Origin of the sequence: Schaalia sp. Marseille-Q2122 (genome assembly GCF_903645355.1) — a bacterium.
GTDB lineage: Bacteria > Actinomycetota > Actinomycetes > Actinomycetales > Actinomycetaceae > Pauljensenia.
In genome coordinates this window covers 148,919-167,332 of the sequence record NZ_CAHJXR010000001.1, presented here as the reverse complement: position 1 = coordinate 167,332, position 18,414 = coordinate 148,919, and the positions used below count along the sequence as shown (strand labels likewise).

Genomic DNA, 18,414 nt, shown 5'->3' with positions numbered 1-18,414 from the left:
GGGACTGGGGCAACGTGCGTGCAGGGCCAGCGCTTAAAAGCCCAGGCGTCCCAGCATCTTGGGGTCAGACTGCCAGTCTTTCGCGGTACGCACATGCAGGTCCAGGAAGATCCTGCGCCCCAGCAGCTGCTCAATCTCTGCGCGGGCCTTCGTCCCGATTTCCTTCAGACGGGAGCCACGCTTACCAATAATGATGGCCTTTTGAGAGTCGCGCTCAACGTAGACATTGACGTGTACATCCAGCAGGGGCTTGCCCTTTTGGCCGGGGCGAGCCTCACGCTCAATAATCTCTTCAACCTGGACGGCCAGGGAGTGGGGCAGCTCGTCACGCACGCCTTCCAGGGCGGCCTCGCGAATGAACTCGGCGATGAGGGTGTCGCGTGATTCGTCGGTGACGTCATCGGAGGGGTAGAGGGGCGGTGAGGGCGGCAGGTGGTCGATGAGCACGTCGGTGAGCATGTCGATGCGCTCGCCTGCCACGGCTGAGACGGGCACGATCGCCGCCCACTCCCCCAGCTTGTCAATGTCAATGAGGTGGCGCATGAGGCGCTCACGTGAGACGAGGTCGCATTTGGTGGCCACGGCAATAATCGGGCGGCGCACGTCGCGTAGTTCGCGGGCAATGAAGCGGTCACCGGGGCCGATCTTTTGGTCGGCGGGCAGGCAGAACACCACGCAGTCGACCTCGGCCAGGGCTTCGCGCACCATGTCGTTGAGGCGCTTGCCCAGCAGGGTGCGGGGGCGGTGGTAGCCGGGGGTGTCGACGAGGACAACCTGGGCGTTGGGGCGGTGGACGATGCCGCGAATATTGTGGCGGGTCGTTTCGGGTCGGCCCGAGGTGATCGCCACCTTCTGCCCCACCAGGGCGTTGGTGAGCGTGGACTTGCCGACGTTGGGGCGGCCCACGATGGAAACGAAGCCCGCGCGGAAGTCCTCGGGGAATTCAGGTATGACCTGGCCAGCGCCAGCGTTAGTGTCGTCGTGACCGCTGGCCTTCGCCTCGGCGTATTCTGCGGCTTCGGCTCGTAGGGCGCGCAGTTCGGCGAGGTCAGCCTCGGTTTGAGAGGCGAGGGCGTCCTCGTCAAAGTCCTCGCCCAGTTCCTCGCCCAGTTCCTCATCAAGTGCAGCGTCGAGGGCTTCGTCGGCGTCTAGATTGGCGAGGTCGTCGCCTTCGCCCTCCTCGCCGGAAAGGCGCGCTTGGGCGTCCTCTTCCAGCGCGTCAAAGTCAAAGTCGTCGAGGGCGTTGGGGCCCGCCATCAGTTCGTCATCACTTGGAAAGTGCATCGCCCGTCTCCTGCTCCTGGTCCGGCGCGCCTTCGGCTCCGCCCTCGTCAATTCGTGAACACACAATGGTACCGACTTGTCGGCGGCGTCCGCGCGCCTCCTCCGCCATCATATGGACGCCCAGCAGCTCACCCTCAGCACCAGGCAGGGGAACCTGCCCGATCGCCTTCGCCAGCAGGCCACCCACAGAGTCCACATCGTCATCTTCAAGTTCCATGCCCAGCAGGTCGCCCAGGTCGTCAATAGAGAAACGCGAGGGTACCCGCCACACACCCTCGGCCAACTCCTCGGGTTCGATGACATTACGGTCGTGCTCGTCGGTCACTTCACCCACGAGTTCTTCAATGAGGTCTTCCATTGTCACCAGGCCCGAGATGCCACCGTATTCGTCGACCACGAGGGCCATATGGAAGTGTTCGGCTTGCATGATGCGTAAAAGGTCATCAGCGGCCTTCATCTCAATGGTGTACTCGGCGGGGCGCATCATCTGCTCGGCCGTCAGATCCGTGTCCACCCCGTAGGTTTCCAGGCGGTGGACGACGTCCTTGAAGTACAGGATGCCGCGCACGTCGTCAGCCGATTCTCCAATGACCGGCACGCGCGAAAAGCCTGAACGCACAAAGACGCGCAGGGCTTCGCGAGCGTTCATTTCTGCCTCGATCGTCACCATATCCGTGCGGGGCACCATGATTTCACGGACTAGCGTGTGTCCCAGTTCAAAGACGGACAGGAGCATCTCGCGGTCCTCGTCCTCCAGCCCCTCGGTTTCACCCACCTGGTCGACCATTTCACGGAGGTCTTCAGCGACCTCAGCGCGCGCTTCGGCCTCGGTTTGCGCGCTTTGTGGCAGCTTTTCACGCACGCTATCAACGGCAGGGTCAAAGAGGCGCGAGATCTTCACCGCGCGCATGGTCATTGCCGCACCCCACTGGGCGACTTGTTCGGGTTTGCGGCGGCCCACGCGCACGGCCACCAGCGACACGGTCAGGAATTGCAAAGTGCCGACGGTGAAAATAGCGATCAGGCCTACCGCCCACCACGGCAGTGGGAGGCCGGCCAATGCGATGGTGACTGACACTGCTGCGATTACCTGCCAGGCTGTGCGCGCTCCTCGCAACACCAACAGGGTGCGGCTGCGTTCGGTAATGAGCTCGTGGATGAGGTCGGCGCGGCGGGCGCCCTCGTCAACCATGTCCTGGGCTGTGGCACGCGAAAGGTAGCTCAGTGCCACTTCGACGGCGGAAACTGCGCCGGCCATGAGCAGGGCGATGGCGGCAACGATGACGAGGCCAACGACGGGCGTGCCGGTGATGAGGGTGTCAGTCATGACGGTGGTGGGGTCGCCTCCTTTAAGGGGTGGCCAATTCAGGCGGTAATTCAGTCGGTGGGCGGCAAGCTCAGCGGGTGGCGAGGAAGGTGAGGAGGAGTTTGCGCTGCAGGGAGAACATTTCTTCCTTCTCCGCTTCCTCCGCATGGTCATAGCCCAGCAGGTGCAACATGCCGTGGGTGGCGAGCATGAGCATCTCTTCAGCCAGGGAGTGCCCAGCTTCGCGCGCCTGCTGCTCGGCGACCTGCGGGCAGATGCAAATATCCCCCAGGGTTCCCTCGGGCGTGGGGTGGTCGGCGGTGCCGGGGCGCAGCTCGTCCATGGGGAAGCTCATGACGTCGGTGGGGCCGGGCAGGTCGAGCCAGCGGATGTGCAGGTCTTCCATGGGGGCGGGCTCAATGAAGAGGATATTGAGCTCGGCCGCGGTGGACACGTGCATTTGGGTGAGGACGAAGTCGGCCAGGGCGACGAATTCTGCCTCGTCAATGGCGTATTCGGTTTCGTTGATTACCTCGGTCATCAGCGGCTCCTCCTCGAAGCGCCAGGGTTGCGGTAGTGGGGACGAGGCCTGCCCGTCCGGCTGGTGTCGCGGTCGGAACTGCGGGGGCGCTCCTGGTAGCGGGCTTGCTTTTCATCCCAGCGCGAGTAGGCGTCGATAATCTCGGCCACGAGCTTGTGACGCACCACGTCAGCGCTGGTCAGGTAGCAGAATTCAATGTCGTCAATGCCGCGCAGGATCTCTTGGACGACAGCCAGGCCCGAGCGTTGGTTGCCCGGAAGGTCGATTTGCGAGGTATCACCCGTGATGACCACCTGGGAGTTGAAGCCGAGGCGGGTGAGGAACATCTTCATCTGAGAGACGGTGGTGTTCTGGGCCTCGTCAAGGATGATGAAGGAGTCGTTGAGGGTGCGGCCTCGCATGTAGGCCAAGGGGGCGACCTCAATGGTGCCTGCGGCCATGAGCTTGGGCAGGACCTCAGGGTCGAGCATGTCGCCCAGGGCGTCGTAGAGGGGACGCAGGTAGGGGTCAATCTTGTCGGTGAGTGAGCCCGGCAGGAAGCCCAGGTTTTCCCCGGCCTCGACGGCCGGACGGGTCAGGACAATGCGGCGTACTTGGCCTGAGAGAAGACGCGAAACGGCCTGGGCCATGGCCAGGTAGGTCTTGCCCGTACCGGCGGGGCCGATACCAAAGACCACGGGAACGCGGTTAATGGCCTCCACGTAGGCTTGCTGTCCGGGGGATTTGGGGCGGATGGCTTTTCCTCGCGAGGTGAGGATTTCGTCGGGTGCGCGCCCGGCGAGGGCGGCCGAGGTCAGTAGGGATACCGCGTGATCGACGGCGGCGGCGTCCAGGTGGGTGCCCTTGAGGGCAAGGTCGATGAGCTCTTCAATGAGCCCGATGGCCATGTCAATGTCGGTGTTGGGGCCGCTGATCGTGATGTCGCGTCCCATGACGATGAAGCGCAGGCTGGGGAAGCCTCGCTCAATCGCACGCAGCACTTGATCGGCGGTGCCCAGCACCGCGAGGGGCTCGAGGGTATTGGGGATGGAGATGCGGCGGCTGGTTGTTACCACCGGGGCGATTGGCTCACTCATAGGCCAGGGATCAGGTTCCTTCGTGCTGCAGGTTCGTGCGGTTGGTTTTAGTGTTCAGATTTCTGGTCACAGCTAGGTCTGAGCGTAGTCGCATTCCCCTGCCGGTGCCATATTCTGGCGCGGTTTGTGTGTGTGTTCGTAACCTTCCTGCGTGCTCGTCTGTCCGCCGAGGCTTTCGCCCGCTCTGCCTCGTGGGTGCAAGAACTCCCGGCCTCACTCGCCTGCGATTTCGCACCGAGTGAGCGCCGGGAGTTCTCCTCATTGATAGGGCACTATCTTCAGCTCAGTTCAGGGCAGCGCCGCGTGTTAGGCACGGCGCTCAGTGAACCTCACTGGCCGAGCACGGTTCCGTCGGGCACGACCTGCGCGCCGCCCTCGTCATTCAGGGTGGCTTCGCCAACGACGCGCACGTTCTGCCCGAAGGTCCAGTCGCCCTTCACGCGCAGGGCGGTGGCGTCCTTCAGGGAGGGTACGGCGGGGATGCGCGCCTCGAAGTCCTGGATGGTCTTGTAGTGCTTATCGAGGCTCACTTCAGGGGTGGTGGTTTGCGCGATGAGGTGGCCGTCGTCATCAAGAGTGTAGACGTCGGAGCGCAGCAGGAGGAGCTCGTTGGTGGTCTTGACGGGCTGGAAGCGTTCGCGGCCCACGCAAATGGCGGTCGCGCCGGGGAACACCTCGATGGCTGCGCCCATCGCTGATTCGACTTGGATGACGGGGGTGGAGGTCGAGTCGGCGGGATCGACGGTCTTTTCATTGCGGATCATGGGCAGGCCGAGTACCGCGTTGCGTTCGACGAGGGTGTCCATGAGGCGGCGCAGGTCGAACCACAGGTTGTTCGTGTGGAAGTAGGGGTGGCGGTGTTCGTCGGTGAAGAAGTCCATCTCTTCGGGGGCGGTCTGCGCAGTGTCGCGCAAAATGAGCTGGCCATCGTGTGTTCGGATGGCGAGGTGCCCACCCTTACGGTCGTTGATGGTGCGTCGGCACAGTTCCGCGGCGTAGGGGGCCCCCGAGGCGGCGAACCAGCCGGCCAGTCGGGCGTTGGGTGCTGCGCCGAGGTTGTCGCCGTTGGAGATGCACGCGTAGCGGAAGCCCGCGTCGAGGAGCTTTTGCAGCAGGCCCGAGCCGTAGAGCGCGGTGTAGAGGTCACCGTGGCCGGGAGGGCACCATTCGAGGGTCGGGTCGGCGGGCCATTCGACGGGGGTGAGGTCGTCGGCGCGGAGCTTGGGTTCCTGGTTTTGCAGGAAGGACAGCGGCAGGTCATCAACAACGAGGTCGTCGTAGCGGGCGAGGTGTTCGAGGGTGTCGGCCTCGGTGCGGAAGGAGTTCATGAACACGAGGGGAAGGCGCGCGCCGTAGTCGCGTCGGGCTGCGCGGACCTGGCGCACAATGAGGTCAAGGAAGTTCAGGCCATCACGGACTTCGAGGAGGTTTTTGGCCTTGTCGAGGCCCATGGAGGTTCCCAGGCCGCCATTGAGCTTGATAATGACGGTGGCGCCGATGGCTTCTTTGGCTTGTTCTTCGCTGATTTCGACGGCGTCGAGCATGGGGACGTCGAGCAGTGGGGTGATGGAGTCTTCGCGGATGAGGCCGGTTTCTCCGGATTCGAGAAGCGTGTAATAGTGGGAAAACACCTCAATGGCTGATGCGTCGACCCCTGCTTGCTGCATCTTCAGTCGTGCGGCATCAAGACCTTGCTGAGACATGGTTGTTTCCCCTCTTCAATGAGTCTGCGTTCAATGAGTCTGCGTTCAACGAGTCTGCGCTGTAATCGCGCAGTGTCTGGCGTGTGATCACAGCATATTTTAGGAGATGCAGCGCACAAAAATTGCGGCCCTCGGCAAGGTGTAACCATCTGCGCTTCGCTGCGGGTGAATTCCTGCGCTGTTTCCAGGTCATTAGGCCTACTGGCTCACACGCAGGCTCACCCGCGAAAGCGCCAGCGTGCCTTATTCCACAGCATTTGAGCCTGACTGACGGGCAGCTGCGCTTGTCAGGGATAATGGTGTCAGACGTGACGCCACCCTTATCGTCACTTGTACTCGCCAGGAGGCCCCGTGAATCCCCAAAGCCCCTTCCGTTTCATGCAGGTCATCATGCTGATGGCAGGTGTGTACTTCGTGTTCTCCGGCGTTTCCAGTGTCATGAAGGGAGGGCTCACAACACCGGGGGCTTTGCTGCTCCTCATTGCTGCGGGTTTCTTTGGCCTCTTCGCCTTCGACTACCACCTGGAAAAGAAGAAGATCGCGGCCAAGGAAGCAGCCGAGGGCAGCGAATTCGCCGAAGGTAGCGACGCTGTGGCCTCGCCGGAAGATCCCCAGGCTTAATCGCTGCCTAAGCGCCCAGCTTCACCGCTTAAGCGCCCGCCTTCACCACCGCCCGGTCGCGGCGCTGACCAGAGTCAAGGCAGCGGCCCCTGCGCTGGAGGATCGCAGGACGTGCGGGCCGAGCAGCACAACGGCGGCTCCCGCCTCACGCAGGGCGGCGAGTTCGCCCTCGTCAATCCCCCCTTCGGGGCCGATGACGACGGCGATCGAGGTCGCCTCCCCCACCTGGGCATTGTCGCGCAGATAGTCGGTCAACGTGTCGCTGCCTTCTTCGTGGCAGACGAAGCACACGCCCCCACCTGCCACAAGCTGCTCCACCCAGCGCGCCAGCGCCTTCGAATCAGCGGCGGACTCAACAACGGGCACCCACGCACGACGTGACTGCTTTGCGGCGGCCTCCGTCAACGCCACCCACTTGGCGCGGGCACGTTCAGCCTTCGAGCCCACCCACTTCACGATCGAGCGATTCGCCTGCCAGGGCAGCACCCGGTCAACGCCGATCTCCGTGGCGCTCTCCACGGCCTGCTCATCACGCCCGCCCTTCGCCAGGGCTTGAACAAGGATCAGGGTCGGGGCGGGCGGAACCTCGCTGGTGACAGCCTCAACGCGCAGGGTCAGCGCCGCCCCGCCAAGCGTGTCGACGACGCCGCGCACGCGCAGCCCCCGCCCATTGACGAGGTCAAGACGCTCCCCCACCTGCATGCGGCGAACCTTCGCAGCGTGGCGGCCCTCATCCCCGCCGAGCTCCACGGAGTCTCCCACACGCAAAGTGTCGAGAGCGGGCGTAGCCTCGTGTCCCAAGAAAACCGGGAGGGTCATAGGGGCTCCTTTCGCGGGGTGGCGCGGGGCAGATCAGCTGAGCGACAGGCGAGGCATTCGCTCAGCCTTGCAACACACTCACTGCCCGGTGAACTTATCCCTCAGGCGTTCAAACATGGTCTGCTCATTGCGGGTTGGCTCGATACGCACGTCCCCACGAATATCAGCCAGTTCCTTGAGCAGGTCCACGGATCGAGCATCCAGCTTGGTCGGGATCTCGACGTTAATGTGAACGTAGAGGTCGCCCCGCCCAGAACGGTTAAGGTGCCCAACGCCCAGCCCCTTCAAGGTCACCTGATCATTGGGCTGGGTGCCGGGCTTAAGGGTGACGCGCTCAGAACCATCAAAGGTTTGCAAGTCAAAGTCGGTGCCCAGCGCGGCAGTGGTCATCGGAATCGTGATCCAGGTGTGCAGATCATCGCCCCGGCGGGTGAAGATCGCGTGCTTCTTCTCCCGAACCTCCAGATAGAGGTCGCCGGCAGGACCGCCCGAGGGACCAACCTCGCCCTGTCCGGACAGGCGGATCCGCGTACCGTGCTCAACGCCAGCGGGAATATTGACGGTGACGGAGCGGCGGCTACGCACGCGGCCCTGGCCGGAGCATTCCTGGCAGGGGTTGGGAATGGTGGTGCCGTGCCCTTCACAGGTGGCGCAGGGCATCTGCGTGCGAATATCGCCCAAAATGGAGCGCTGGATGCGGCTGACCGAGCCCTTACCGCCACAGGCGGAGCAGGTGACAGGGTGGGAGCCAGGCTGGCAGGCCGACCCGTCGCAGGTTTCACAGCGCACCCAGGTGTTGACGTTGATGTCCTTGTGGGTGCCGAAGGTGGCTTCCTCCAGGGTGATCTCCACGCCGAGCAGCTGGTCTTGGCCGCGACGGGCGCGAGGTGTGGGGCCGGAGGCTCCGAAACCGCCGGTGAACATGGAGAAAATGTCGCCGAAGGCACCGAAGGGGTCGCCTCCGCCCATGCCGCCATTGCGTGCGGCCTCGGGGCCGCCAATGTCGTAGAGCTGGCGCTTTTCGGGGTCGGAGAGGGTCTCGTAGGCCAGGGAGAGGTCCTTGAAGGCTTCTTCGGATTCGGGGCCAGCGTAGTCGGGGTGCAGCTGGCGGGCCTTCTTGCGGTAGGCCTTCTTGATTTCTTCCGGGGTGGCCTCGCGTGAGACGCCCAGAATGTCGTAGTAGTCCTTCAAGGTGGTGTCGATCCTTAGATACGGTTGAGAGTTAGCGGTTCAAATAGTGTGAAAGGTAGGCGGCGACAGCGCGGACTGTCGACATGGTGCGCGGATAGTCCATGCGGGTGGGCCCCACCACGCCCAGGTGGGCGATGGGCCCGTCGCCGGGAGTGTAGCTGCCGGTGATCACCGAGGTTTCCGCCAGCGCGTCGTGCGGGTTTTCCGCGCCGATGGTGACGTGGAGGTCCTTTTCGGCTGCTGCGTTCTCAGCGAAGAGGCGCAGGAGGACGACCTGTTCTTCGAGGGCGTCAAGGACGGGCACGAGGTCGCGGAAGTCAACGCCTGAGCGGGCCAGGTTGGACAGGCCTGCAACGGCGAGCTTGGATTCAACCTGCGGGGAGAGGAGTTCGAGGACGGCGCCGAGCACTTCGGTGACGAAACCGTGGTCTGCCGGGTCGTGGGCGGCGATGACCTCGTGTGCGGTGGCGCGGATCTGCTCGGGGGTGAAGCCTCGGTAGTCGGTGTTGAGGCGCAGGTTGAGGGCGGCGACGGTCTGGTCCTCGACGCCTGCGGCGACCTCGATGGTACGTTCGTCAACCTCGCCGGCGTCGGTGATGACGACGACGAGGACGCGGTGGGGCGTGAGGTCGACGAGGTCAACGCGGCGTAGTCGGGTGGAGATCGTCGTGGGGTATTGGACGACGGCGACCTGGTGGGTTACCTGGGCGAGGAGTCGGACGGTGCCCTGCACGATGTCGTCGAGGTCGACGCTTTGGGCGAGGAAGGCCTCAACGGCGCGGACTTCGGGCACGGACATGGGTTTGAGGGTGGAGAGTTGGTCGACGAAGAGGCGGTAGCCCTTGTCGGTGGGGACGCGGCCGGCGGAGGTGTGGGGCTGGTAGATGAGGCCAGCGTCTTCGAGCAGTGCCATGTCGTTGCGGATGGTTGCTGAGGAGACGCCCAGGTCGTGGCCTGCGGCGATGGCTTTAGATCCGACAGGTTCGCGGGTGCGCACGTATTCAGAGACGATGGCGCGCAGGACGTCGAGTTTACGGTCCTTTGACATTCATCCTCCCCTCAGTGGCCGCCTGCGTGAGTGCGCGGCCGACACATCTCGGCCTGGCACTCGCAATCCTTGAGTGCCAATCTTACTCCTTTTGAGGGCGAATGACATGGCCCAAAGTGTGAGGAAGGCACGCGAAAACCGTGTGCCCTCGCGCGCGGGCAAGCTCAGCGTGGCCAGGCTCAGCGCGTACCCGGCTCCGTCACGAAATCAATGAGGGCTTCCACGCGACCCAGCAGATCAGGCTCCAGATCCTTGTAGTTGCGCACCGTGGACAAGATCCTCTTCCAGCCCATGGCGATGTCGGCCTGTGTGGCGTGCGGCCACCCTAAAGCCTCCAGGGTTCCATGCTTAATATCCACGCCCTTAGGCACATTGGGCCACGCCCGCAGACCCAGGCGTTCAGGTTTGATGGCCTGCCAGATGTCGACGAAGGGGTGGCCAAGGATCAGCACGCCCTCACCCCAACGCTCCTCGATGGCCTGCGCGATGCGAGATTCTTTCGAGCCTGGCACCATGTGGTCAAGCAGGATCCCCGCGCGCACCGTGTCAGAGGGGGCGAACACCTCCAGGATCGCCTCGAGGTTATCCACGCCCTCCAGGAGCTGCACGACCACACCAACCTCGGCAAGGTCATCGCCCCAGACATGCTGAACCAGTTCAGCGTCGTGGCGGCCCTCCACCCAAATGCGGCTGGCACGCGCGACCTTAGCAGGTCCTTTCGGCCCGGCGATGGAGCCCGAGTTTGTCACCGCTCGCCCGCCGGGCGTGGTCAAAGCGGGGGCGGGCGCACGCACGGGAGCGACCGGCGGTAGTGCCTCGATCGGCTTGCCTTCCCACCAAAAGCCTGGGCCAAGCGGGAAGGAGCGGCGCCGTCCGCGCCGATCTTCGAGTTCAACCAGGTGCACGCCGCCAGACTTTTCGACGCGCACCACGGCGCCCACCCAGCCCGAGGCGACGTCCTCGAGGACCATCCCGTATTCGACGGGCATTGGCGTTGAACGAGGCCGCCGCGCGTTCGGTCCGTCGCGGTGGGGATCGTGGGCAAAGATGTTGGTTCCATAGCGGTCGTGCACGGGCTCACCCTAATAGATGTGGGGTGGTTTGTGACGCTGAGGCGCGCCACAAACCACCCCCTTGCTCAGCTCTGATAGGCGCTGATGCGCCTGGGGTCACGCTCCCGCCTAGCTGCAGGCCGCCCCAGGCGGTGACCACGCTGTGTACCGGCCCCACTGCGCGCAGGCCAGACTCAGCGCTACTGCTGGGATCCGCCTACCACCGTCAGCTTGTCCCCCACCCATGCCACGGGCATGGGGTCGCAGATCTGCCCGACGAATTCCCCATCGGGCCCGTCGTGGAGGAAGGCCATGAGGTTCCACTGCCCGGCAGCGTCCTGCACGAGGCGGCCCGCATAGTGGCTCCGATCGGTGAGCTGGTAGGCGTCCTCCGGGTGGAAGGGGCCGACCATGGAGTCGGCGGGCATCGCCCACACTCCGCCCGTGGTGTCGCCTCGCCGTTCGGGAATCATCTCAGCGGCAAGGCAGCAGAAGATTCCCACCGGGCGGCCTTCAACCTCGGCAACCTGGATGACTTCCAGCTGGCCAAAATCCGAGATCGGTGATGACAAGGACTCGCGCCACTCCCAGTTTTCCAAGTCGGCCGACCATGCGTGGCCAACGACGGCCCGCCGGAAGGCTTCACCCTCGGGTGCGCGCAGGGTGACGAGCATGTGCCAGCCGTTGCCATCCGGGTCGCGGTAGACCCAGGGGTCGCGGCAGGCCTCGTCATGCCACAGGCCAGCATCTAAGGTTTCGTGCAGGGTCGGGTCGGCCGCCAGCAGTGGATTATTCGACACCCGCGTGAAGGTCACGAGGTCGTCAGAGACCGCCCGACCGATCCGCTGGATATTCTTCCCATCGGGGTCAAGCGTCGCGCCCGTGTAGAAGAGGTTCCAGCGGCCGTCCTCGCCCTGCACCACGGACCCTGTCCAAGTGGCCAGGTCATCAAAAGCGGGGGCGTCGGAGCGCACGAGGGCATCCTCGATACGCGTCCAATGGACAAGGTCGGTGGAGGTAGCGTGCCCAATCGAGGCGCGGTAGTGGCGCCTCTCAGGGTCGTGTAGCGCCTTAGAGGCGTAGAGGAAGAACAGGTGGAAGGTGTCGCCGTCGTGGGCGACCCAAAAATCCCACACCCACGAGTCTTTAAGAGCAAACATGATGATCTTTCTTCACAGGAGGATTCGGATTCAGCCCTTGACGCCGGAGGCGGCAACGGACTGAATGAAGGCGCGCTGGAAGCTCATAAAGACGATGAGCACCGGCAAGGTAATGAGGGAGGTGTACGCCATGACCTCACCCCAGGCGGTGTCGAGTTGGAAGAAGTACTGCATACCGACCATGACGGGGCGCAGTTTTTCTTGCTGGACGACCATCAACGGCCACAGGTACTGATTCCACGCCGGCAGGAAGGTCAAGATTGCCACCGTGGCAAAGGCCGGGCCAGACAGGGGCATGATGATGCGCCGGTAGATGGTGAACCATCCTGCCCCGTCAATGCGGGCGGCCTCGTCAAGCGAGGTGGGGATGGTCTTGAAGTACTGGGCGAATAGGAAGATGGAGAAGGCGTTAGCAATGAAGGGAATAATCTGCACGCCGTAGGTGTTCATCCACCCGAAGTCGTACTTCACCATGCCGTCCTCCCACACGAGGATCGGCAGGCGCGACACCCAGTAGACCATGGGCACGGCGATCGTCTCGAAGGGCACGATGAGGGTGGCAATGATGAAGGCGAAGGCCATGCCTTTGCCTTTCCATTCCATGCGCGACAGGGCAAAAGCGCACATGGAGTTGATAAACAGGCCCAGCACCACCGTCAGGATCGTCACCAGCAGGGAGTTGATGAGGAACTGGGCGACGGGCACGCGGTTGAAGACCCCGTAGTAGTTGTCTAGGGAGATCTCTCCCACCGGCAAGAAGGCGCGCAGGGAGTCCATGTCGGACACGATCTGTGTGTCGGCCTTCAGGCTGGAGACGAACATGAAGATCAGGGGGAAGAGGAAGAATACGGCGAGGCCAACAAGGACCAGGTAGGAAAAGACGCGTTTGCTTCGGCGGGCCGCACGTTCGGAGTCGCGGGTGGGAGCGGTGACGCGCGCAGAGGTGAGTGTGCTCATGGTCAGTCCTTTTCCCGAGTGAGGTAGTGCTGGATCAGGGCGATGATGAGCACCAGGATGAAGAAGATGAGTGAGATCGTGGCGCCGTAGCCGGTTTCGAGCTCGCGGTAGCCCTTGCGGACGGCGTGGTAGACCAGGGTGCTGGTGGCGTTGACTGGCCCGCCCTGGGTCATGACGTCAGGCTGGACGAAGAGGCCAAGGGCGGCAATCGTAATCTGGATGAGCACGAAGACGCGGGTGGTTTTCAGGCCCGGCCAGGTGACGTTGACGAATTGTTGCCAGGTGGTCGCCCCGTCCATCTTGGCTGCTTCGTAGAGTTCTTCGGGGATGGTTTGCAGGCCCGAGAGCCAGATGAGCATGTGGAAGCCAACGGCTTGCCAGATGGACATGAAGATAATGGCGGGCAGGGCCGTGGAGGGGTCATTGAGCCAGTTTGGGCCGTTCCAGTAGCCGAAGGTCAAGGTGTCGAGCATGGAATTAATGAGGCCCTCTTGGCGGTAGAGGAATTTCCACAGGATCGACACGACGACGATGGAGGTCACCACGGGGATAAAGAAGATGACCCTGAACCAGGTGATGCCTCGGAGTTTTTGGTTGACCATGATGGCCAGGAATAACCCGAATCCTGCCTGCACGGGCACGATGACCGCGGCGAAGATGAAGGTGTTGACCAGGGACTTGAGGAATACCGGGTCGGAGGTGAAGGCGCGGATGAAGTTGTCCAGTCCCACGAAGCGCGGGGGTTGGGGGGAGATCAGGCGGGCGTTGGTGAAGGATAGTGCGAATGCCAAGATCACGGGGATCAGCATGAAAAGGATGAGCAGAATCAGGGCAGGGCTGGCCATCGTCGCGCCCACGAGGGCTTCGCGGCGGTGGCTTTTTTGCTGCCCGGAGCGTTTGAGCGACATTGCTAACTCCGTTCAGGCGCTACGAGGTGACCAGCCCGCGCGCGTGCGGCGCGCGGGGACGAAGCGCTTGGCGCGGGCTGGCCGTGTCTCGTATCAGAAGCCGTAGTTGTCGTTGGAAGCGATATTGGCGTCAATGTCGGCAACCGCAGCATCCAGGGTTGTTTGGATGTCGGCACCGTTCATGATGTCCTTGGCGGCCTTTTCAAAGACGGAGGAGATCACCGCGTAGGCGGGGGTTTGGGGCCGTAAAAGGGCGAAGTTCTTGGAGTTTTCGACGAAGGGGGTGAAGGGGGCGCCTTCGGCGAAGTACTTCGAGGCTGCCGCTGCTTCTGCCGTTGCGGGGATGACGATCTGCTTGTCGGCGAACTCGGTGATGTACTTGTCTTGGAAGCTGAACTCCAGGTAGGCGCGGGCGCCCTCGACATTGTCGCAGTTGGCGGAGATGCCCCACTGCCAGGAGGCGCCGCCGATCTTGGGACCCTTGCCGAAGTCCGGCGGGGGCAGGATCAGCAGGTCATCGCCGACGGCTTCGAGGGCAGCTTGTGCGTTCCAGCCGCCGGTGTAGGCAAGGGCCACCTTGTCGGCGTTGAATTCTTCGTTGCCGACAGCACCGGAGTTGGAGGCCCAGCCCTTCTTGAAGGCCTCTTGGAACCAGGTGAAGAACTTGACGGCTTCGGGGCCGTTGAGGGCACCCTTAGCGCTGGTCATGGTGTCGCGGTTAATGAGGTCACCGCCCGCGCTTTGCAGCATGGGTGAGTAGGCGTAGGCCCACCATTCACCGGTGTCTTCAGCGCCGATATCCAGCGGGGTTTCGTATCCGGCCTTCTGGAGGGTGTCAAGGGCGGCGTTGAATTCGTCCAGGGTCCAGGGCTGATCGATGCTGGGGATGCGGATATTGTTCTTTTCGAGGACGGACTTGCGGGCCAGGATGGCCAGGGCTGCATCCCAGTATCCGGCCGCGTAGATTTCACCCTTGTATTCGCTGATTGCTGTGGGGAGTAGGCGGTCGGTAACGGAGGTGGGCAGTCCGATGGGTTGGATGTAGCCCGACCACGCCCAGTTGGGGACAATGGGGCCGTCCATGTCGAGTAGGCAGGGCATGGTGCCCGATGTGGCTGCGCCCTGGATGGAGTCGTTGTAGGAGGCTTGGGGGAAGTCTTCGCGGACGACGACGTACTTGTCTTGGGAGGCGTTGAAGTCAGCGATAATGGTGTCGTAGACCTCGATTTCAGCAGGATTGCCAGCCGAGTGGGTCCACATCTGGATGGTTTGTGCGCCTTCGGTGGCTCCAGAGGCTGCGCTGCTGCCGGATTCTCCGGCGCGGGCGCAGGCGGACAGGGTGATCATGGATAGTGCGGAGACGACTACCATGGTTTTGAGGAACCTGGGGTTCATGGTTGTTCCTTTCCGGTCAGTGGAGGCTGGCCGTTGTTCAGAAGGAATGATCTCCTTTGTGTTTCTTTGATGCCTCGCCGCCGGGGTGAGTTGGCGCTCCTACTGGCGGCGAGGCTACCGATTCCCGCGTAATCAGCGGGCACGGCATGAGGTACGGTGCGTCGCTGGCCGCGTGTGCGCGGATTCCCAGCGCCACCTGTGCGGCCCATTTCCCCATCTCGTAGTGCGGGAGCGCTACGGTTGTCAGGGGTGGGTAGAGTTCGGCTGCGACGAGTTGCTGGTCGTCGTATCCCACTACGGACATGTCCGTGGGGACGTTGAGGCCGTGACAACGCAAGGCGGTGTAGAGGCCTGCGGCCATGCGGTCGTTGAAGCAGAAGATTGCGGTGGGGCGCTGGGAGGCTGGGAGCGCCAGGAGTTGTTCTGCGGCCTGCCGTCCTCCATCGTGGGTGCTGGCGCCTTTGACGTGCAGGGCAGGGTCGACGGGAAGATCGTGTTCTTCGTGGACGGCGAGGTATCCGCGGTGGCGGAGTTCGGAGGCAACGGGGGGAACGCCCTCGTCAACGTCTACGTAAGCAATGCGGGTGTGTCCGGCGTCGACAAGGTGCTGGACGGCAGCACGGCCCCCTGCCACTTCATCGGGGATAACGCTGGGGCGGGGCGCCTCGTGGGAGAAGCAGTCGAGGTAGACGGCTTTTTTCGGAAGGTTGGAGGGCGGGCTGACTTCGCGGTGCCACATGGCGGCAAAGATCAGGGCATCGACCTGTTGGGCGCGCATCTGTGCGATGGCATCCTCTTCCATCTCAGGGTCTGCGCCGGTGTCAACAAGAAAGAGCATATAGCCGTTTTCGCGGGCGACATCTTGTGCTCCTGCAAGCATCTGTCCGGCGTAGGGGGTCGTGGCGATGGAGTCAGAGATCAGGCCGAGGGTGTGAGTGAGGCGGCGGCGAAGACCCTGGGCAACCTTATTGGGGCTGTATCCAATGTCTTGGGCCGCTTGGCGTACCCGTTCCCGTGTTTCTTCAGAGATTCGGGTGGGCTTGTTGTTGAGGACCAGAGACACTGTGGAGATGGACACGCCAGCTCGCGCGGCAACATCAGCGATTGTGACGCGTGCGCCCATTGGTCCTCTCCTTTCACGTCCTCGTGATGAGTGTTCCCCTCTCTGAATTTGTCTGACCTTTTCGGCTCAATCACGCGAGGTAAAACGTTTTATCAGCGGGGTGTTTCTAGTGTCACCCAGAGGAAAAGCACACGCAAGCCAAATAGGTCACGTTTTGGATACGGTTTCCTCGATTTTTTCTGGCAGTAGGGGGTCTATTCGCGTGTGCTGCGACGTACAAAAAGAACGCCCCCAAACCTCCGTTTCACAGCTACGCGCGAATACGTCACTGTGATGGAAGTTGGGAGCGTCCTTCCTGCAGAACTAGTTCAATGCTCAGTGATGACCGTGGTGTTCGGCCTCAGCCTCCATGGCCTCTTCGTAGGTCACATGCACGGTACCGTGCTCGTGCTCGGGGGGAGAGTAGATGGAGTAGACCTTGAGGGGCTCATCGCCCACGTTGGTTACGTTGTGCCAAGAGCCGGCGGGAATGAAGATCGCATCGTCATCTTCAGCAACGACATCGAAGGTCAACTGATCCTCAGCAGGACCCATCTGCACGCGACCCTTGCCTTCTTCAACGCGAAGGAACTGGTCGTGATCCTCGTGGACCTCCAAGCCAATATCATGGCCGGGCAGGATCGACATGACGGTGAGCTGCAGGTTCGTGCCCGTCCAGATGGTCGTGCGGTAGTTAGTGTTTTCCAGGGTTACCTTCTCAATGTCAACGACGTAAGGCTTGGGGCCGTGGTCAGTCAGATCAGTCATGATTTCTCCTTCATTCTCAATGACTTATACGCATACAAGCGTAGGCCCAGAACCCTGTTTTTGCGACAGAAAGGAACCCACGTGTGCAAAGGTCACTGTGCACCCTTTAGACCCTCTATGCCTTTCTTTAGCGCAGCCACATGAGCAGTGCGCCCTTCGCACCTAGTTCCCCATCAGTCGGTGTGTGACGTAATCGACTAAAAGCCGACCTCGTAGGGTTAACACTGCCCGGCCGCGTACTGCTGCTGCTCCGTCAATTAACCCATCAGCAATAAGTCCAGCAATGGTTTCACTCGCAACGGTGGCGTCGATAGCGATCCCCTCAGCCGTGCGCACGGCCAGCATGACGCGCTCCAGTTCACGCGTTTGCGCATCCAGTACTTCTCCGGCTGCAGCCGGAGAGTGCCCAGCGCCCAAACGTCCAGCGTAGGCACGAGGATGCTTAACATTCCACCAACGCAGCGCCCCCACATGCGAGTGCGCTCCAGGGCCAATCCCCCACCAATCCCAGTCACGCCAATAGGCCAAGTTGTGCTGCGAGGCGTGGCGCAGCTGCGTTGGTCGCACGCCCTCCCCACGGGCACCAGCCTCGCCAGACGCGCCAAGCCCAACGGGCGCGACGGCCTCGCCAGAGCCACGCTCTTCGGCCTCAACGCGCGCAAAATTCGAAATCTCATACCAGCGATAGCCCGCCGCCCCCAGCAGCTCATCAGCCAACTCGTACTTATCGGCCTCATCGTCAGGGTCAGGGGTGGGCAGTTCACCGCGCGCCACCTGCGCGCCCATCTTCGTCCCCTCCTCAACAACGAGGGCGTAGGCGCTAATGTGGTCGGGCGCCATGGCGATGGCCGCTTCCAAAGAGTTCCGCCAATCCTCCAGACTCTCCCCCGGAGTGCCATAAATGAGGTCAACGGAGATATCCAGGCCCGCGTCCTTCGCCCAGGCCACGACCTGAGGCACGCGCTCAGGGGTGTGCGTGCGATCCAGGGTTGCCAGCACATGAGGGACAGCAGACTGCATCCCAATGGACACGCGCGTAAAGCCCGATTCCGCCAGGGTCTGCAGATATTCGGGCGTGACGGTTTCAGGGTTGGCTTCACTCGTCACCTCAGCGCCCTCGGCCAAGCCAAAATGCGCGCGCACGCCCTCAAGGAGGCGCGCAAGGTCGGCGGCGGGCAGTAGCGTCGGGGTACCACCACCAAAAAAGACTGTCGAGGCTGGCCGCCCGCCCACCCCAGCGTCATCCAGAATGCTCGCAGCCAGACGCATCTCCGCCAACGCCGTGTCCGCATAGCTTGCGCGGTCCGCTCCCGGCCCAAAGCCCGTCGTGTAGGTATTGAAGTCGCAATACCCACAACGCACCGTACAGAAGGGAACGTGCAGGTAGACGCTGAAAGGACGCCCGGCGTCAGCCTCGACATACTGCGGATCGAGGCGCCCATCCTCGGGCCAGGCAATGCCCTCAGGCAGGCTCGGAGGCACG

The 18,414-nt window shown here is 62.7% G+C and carries 17 protein-coding genes; 1 reads left to right on the top strand and 16 read right to left on the bottom strand.

The genetic code is table 11. The features are described 5' to 3' along the window. Window positions 1-33 precede the first annotated feature (33 nt). The 5 genes from era to HWX48_RS00670 form a co-directional block, all read right to left on the bottom strand. Window positions 34-1,284, bottom strand: coding sequence for a GTPase Era (era, locus tag HWX48_RS00690; RefSeq protein WP_175953647.1), 1,251 nt, complete (start codon window positions 1,282-1,284; stop codon window positions 34-36). After that, a complete protein-coding gene (locus HWX48_RS00685) occupies window positions 1,268-2,611 on the bottom strand; it encodes a hemolysin family protein (protein ID WP_175953645.1) in 1,344 nt (447 codons plus the stop codon). The genes era and HWX48_RS00685 overlap by 17 nt, the downstream gene beginning before the upstream one ends. Before the next feature lie 70 nt (window positions 2,612-2,681). Continuing rightward, window positions 2,682-3,131 (bottom strand): rRNA maturation RNase YbeY, encoded by a 450-nt coding sequence (gene ybeY / locus HWX48_RS00680; protein ID WP_175953643.1) that lies wholly within the window; start codon window positions 3,129-3,131, stop codon window positions 2,682-2,684. Continuing rightward, window positions 3,131-4,207 (bottom strand): PhoH family protein, encoded by a 1,077-nt coding sequence (locus tag HWX48_RS00675; protein WP_175953642.1) that lies wholly within the window; start codon window positions 4,205-4,207, stop codon window positions 3,131-3,133. Before HWX48_RS00675 ends, ybeY begins: the two co-directional genes overlap by 1 nt. 329 nt (window positions 4,208-4,536) lie before the next feature. Then, window positions 4,537-5,910 (bottom strand): UTP--glucose-1-phosphate uridylyltransferase, encoded by a 1,374-nt coding sequence (locus HWX48_RS00670; RefSeq protein ID WP_175953640.1) that lies wholly within the window; start codon window positions 5,908-5,910, stop codon window positions 4,537-4,539. A gap of 351 nt (window positions 5,911-6,261) precedes the next feature. On the opposite strand from HWX48_RS00670, the gene HWX48_RS00665 reads away from it, so the two are divergent. Continuing rightward, window positions 6,262-6,531, top strand: a complete 270-nt coding sequence (locus tag HWX48_RS00665) for a hypothetical protein (protein WP_175953638.1) — start codon at window positions 6,262-6,264, stop codon at window positions 6,529-6,531. 42 nt (window positions 6,532-6,573) lie between these two features. On the opposite strand, the gene HWX48_RS00660 is transcribed toward HWX48_RS00665, so the two are convergent. From HWX48_RS00660 to HWX48_RS00610, 11 genes are all read right to left on the bottom strand, one after another. After that, entirely contained in the window at window positions 6,574-7,350 is a 777-nt protein-coding gene (locus tag HWX48_RS00660) for a 16S rRNA (uracil(1498)-N(3))-methyltransferase (protein ID WP_175953636.1), read from the bottom strand. Between the two features lie 78 nt (window positions 7,351-7,428). Continuing rightward, entirely contained in the window at window positions 7,429-8,541 is a 1,113-nt protein-coding gene (gene dnaJ / locus HWX48_RS00655) for a molecular chaperone DnaJ (RefSeq protein WP_175953634.1), read from the bottom strand. Window positions 8,542-8,572: 31 nt separating this feature from the next. Next, window positions 8,573-9,589 carry a heat-inducible transcriptional repressor HrcA gene (hrcA, locus tag HWX48_RS00650; protein WP_175953633.1) on the bottom strand — a complete coding sequence of 339 codons (1,017 nt, stop codon included), beginning with the start codon at window positions 9,587-9,589 and terminating at the stop codon, window positions 8,573-8,575. A gap of 179 nt (window positions 9,590-9,768) precedes the next feature. After that, window positions 9,769-10,662 (bottom strand): DUF3097 family protein, encoded by an 894-nt coding sequence (locus HWX48_RS00645; RefSeq protein WP_175953631.1) that lies wholly within the window; start codon window positions 10,660-10,662, stop codon window positions 9,769-9,771. A 179-nt stretch (window positions 10,663-10,841) separates the two neighbouring features. Further along, a complete protein-coding gene (locus HWX48_RS00640; RefSeq protein WP_175953629.1) occupies window positions 10,842-11,801 on the bottom strand; it encodes a glycosyl hydrolase family 32 in 960 nt (319 codons plus the stop codon). A 30-nt stretch (window positions 11,802-11,831) separates the two neighbouring features. Beyond that, window positions 11,832-12,758 (bottom strand): carbohydrate ABC transporter permease, encoded by a 927-nt coding sequence (locus HWX48_RS00635; RefSeq protein WP_175953627.1) that lies wholly within the window; start codon window positions 12,756-12,758, stop codon window positions 11,832-11,834. A gap of 2 nt (window positions 12,759-12,760) precedes the next feature. Then, on the bottom strand, window positions 12,761-13,666 hold the full coding sequence (locus tag HWX48_RS00630) for a carbohydrate ABC transporter permease (protein WP_217701564.1): 906 nt from the start codon (window positions 13,664-13,666) through the stop codon (window positions 12,761-12,763). Between the two features lie 93 nt (window positions 13,667-13,759). Further along, window positions 13,760-15,061 (bottom strand): extracellular solute-binding protein, encoded by a 1,302-nt coding sequence (locus HWX48_RS00625; protein WP_217701563.1) that lies wholly within the window; start codon window positions 15,059-15,061, stop codon window positions 13,760-13,762. A gap of 37 nt (window positions 15,062-15,098) precedes the next feature. Then, the gene (locus HWX48_RS00620; protein ID WP_175953625.1) at window positions 15,099-16,184 is read right to left on the bottom strand and encodes a LacI family DNA-binding transcriptional regulator; all 1,086 of its coding nucleotides are present in this window, start codon (window positions 16,182-16,184) and stop codon (window positions 15,099-15,101) included. 315 nt (window positions 16,185-16,499) lie between these two features. Continuing rightward, the gene (locus tag HWX48_RS00615; RefSeq protein ID WP_175953623.1) at window positions 16,500-16,931 is read right to left on the bottom strand and encodes a cupin domain-containing protein; all 432 of its coding nucleotides are present in this window, start codon (window positions 16,929-16,931) and stop codon (window positions 16,500-16,502) included. Window positions 16,932-17,093: 162 nt separating this feature from the next. After that, window positions 17,094-18,413: a coproporphyrinogen-III oxidase family protein gene (locus HWX48_RS00610; protein WP_175953621.1), complete on the bottom strand. Its 1,320-nt coding sequence runs from the start codon at window positions 18,411-18,413 to the stop codon at window positions 17,094-17,096. Window position 18,414 lies beyond the last annotated feature (1 nt).

Excerpts from the sequence above, each read along its gene's own strand:
- era (WP_175953647.1), bottom strand. The coding sequence starts at position 1,284 with ATGCACTTTCCAAGTGATGACGAACTGATGGCGGGCCCCAACGCCCTC.
- HWX48_RS00685 (WP_175953645.1), bottom strand. The coding sequence starts at position 2,611 with ATGACTGACACCCTCATCACCGGCACGCCCGTCGTTGGCCTCGTCATC.
- ybeY (WP_175953643.1), bottom strand. The coding sequence starts at position 3,131 with ATGACCGAGGTAATCAACGAAACCGAATACGCCATTGACGAGGCAGAA.
- HWX48_RS00675 (WP_175953642.1), bottom strand. The coding sequence starts at position 4,207 with ATGAGTGAGCCAATCGCCCCGGTGGTAACAACCAGCCGCCGCATCTCC.
- HWX48_RS00670 (WP_175953640.1), bottom strand. The coding sequence starts at position 5,910 with ATGTCTCAGCAAGGTCTTGATGCCGCACGACTGAAGATGCAGCAAGCA.
- HWX48_RS00660 (WP_175953636.1), bottom strand. The coding sequence starts at position 7,350 with ATGACCCTCCCGGTTTTCTTGGGACACGAGGCTACGCCCGCTCTCGAC.
- hrcA (WP_175953633.1), bottom strand. The coding sequence starts at position 9,589 with ATGTCAAAGGACCGTAAACTCGACGTCCTGCGCGCCATCGTCTCTGAA.
- HWX48_RS00640 (WP_175953629.1), bottom strand. The coding sequence starts at position 11,801 with ATGTTTGCTCTTAAAGACTCGTGGGTGTGGGATTTTTGGGTCGCCCAC.
- HWX48_RS00635 (WP_175953627.1), bottom strand. The coding sequence starts at position 12,758 with ATGAGCACACTCACCTCTGCGCGCGTCACCGCTCCCACCCGCGACTCC.
- HWX48_RS00630 (WP_217701564.1), bottom strand. The coding sequence starts at position 13,666 with ATGTCGCTCAAACGCTCCGGGCAGCAAAAAAGCCACCGCCGCGAAGCC.
- HWX48_RS00625 (WP_217701563.1), bottom strand. The coding sequence starts at position 15,061 with ATGAACCCCAGGTTCCTCAAAACCATGGTAGTCGTCTCCGCACTATCC.
- HWX48_RS00620 (WP_175953625.1), bottom strand. The coding sequence starts at position 16,184 with ATGGGCGCACGCGTCACAATCGCTGATGTTGCCGCGCGAGCTGGCGTG.
- HWX48_RS00615 (WP_175953623.1), bottom strand. The coding sequence starts at position 16,931 with ATGACTGATCTGACTGACCACGGCCCCAAGCCTTACGTCGTTGACATT.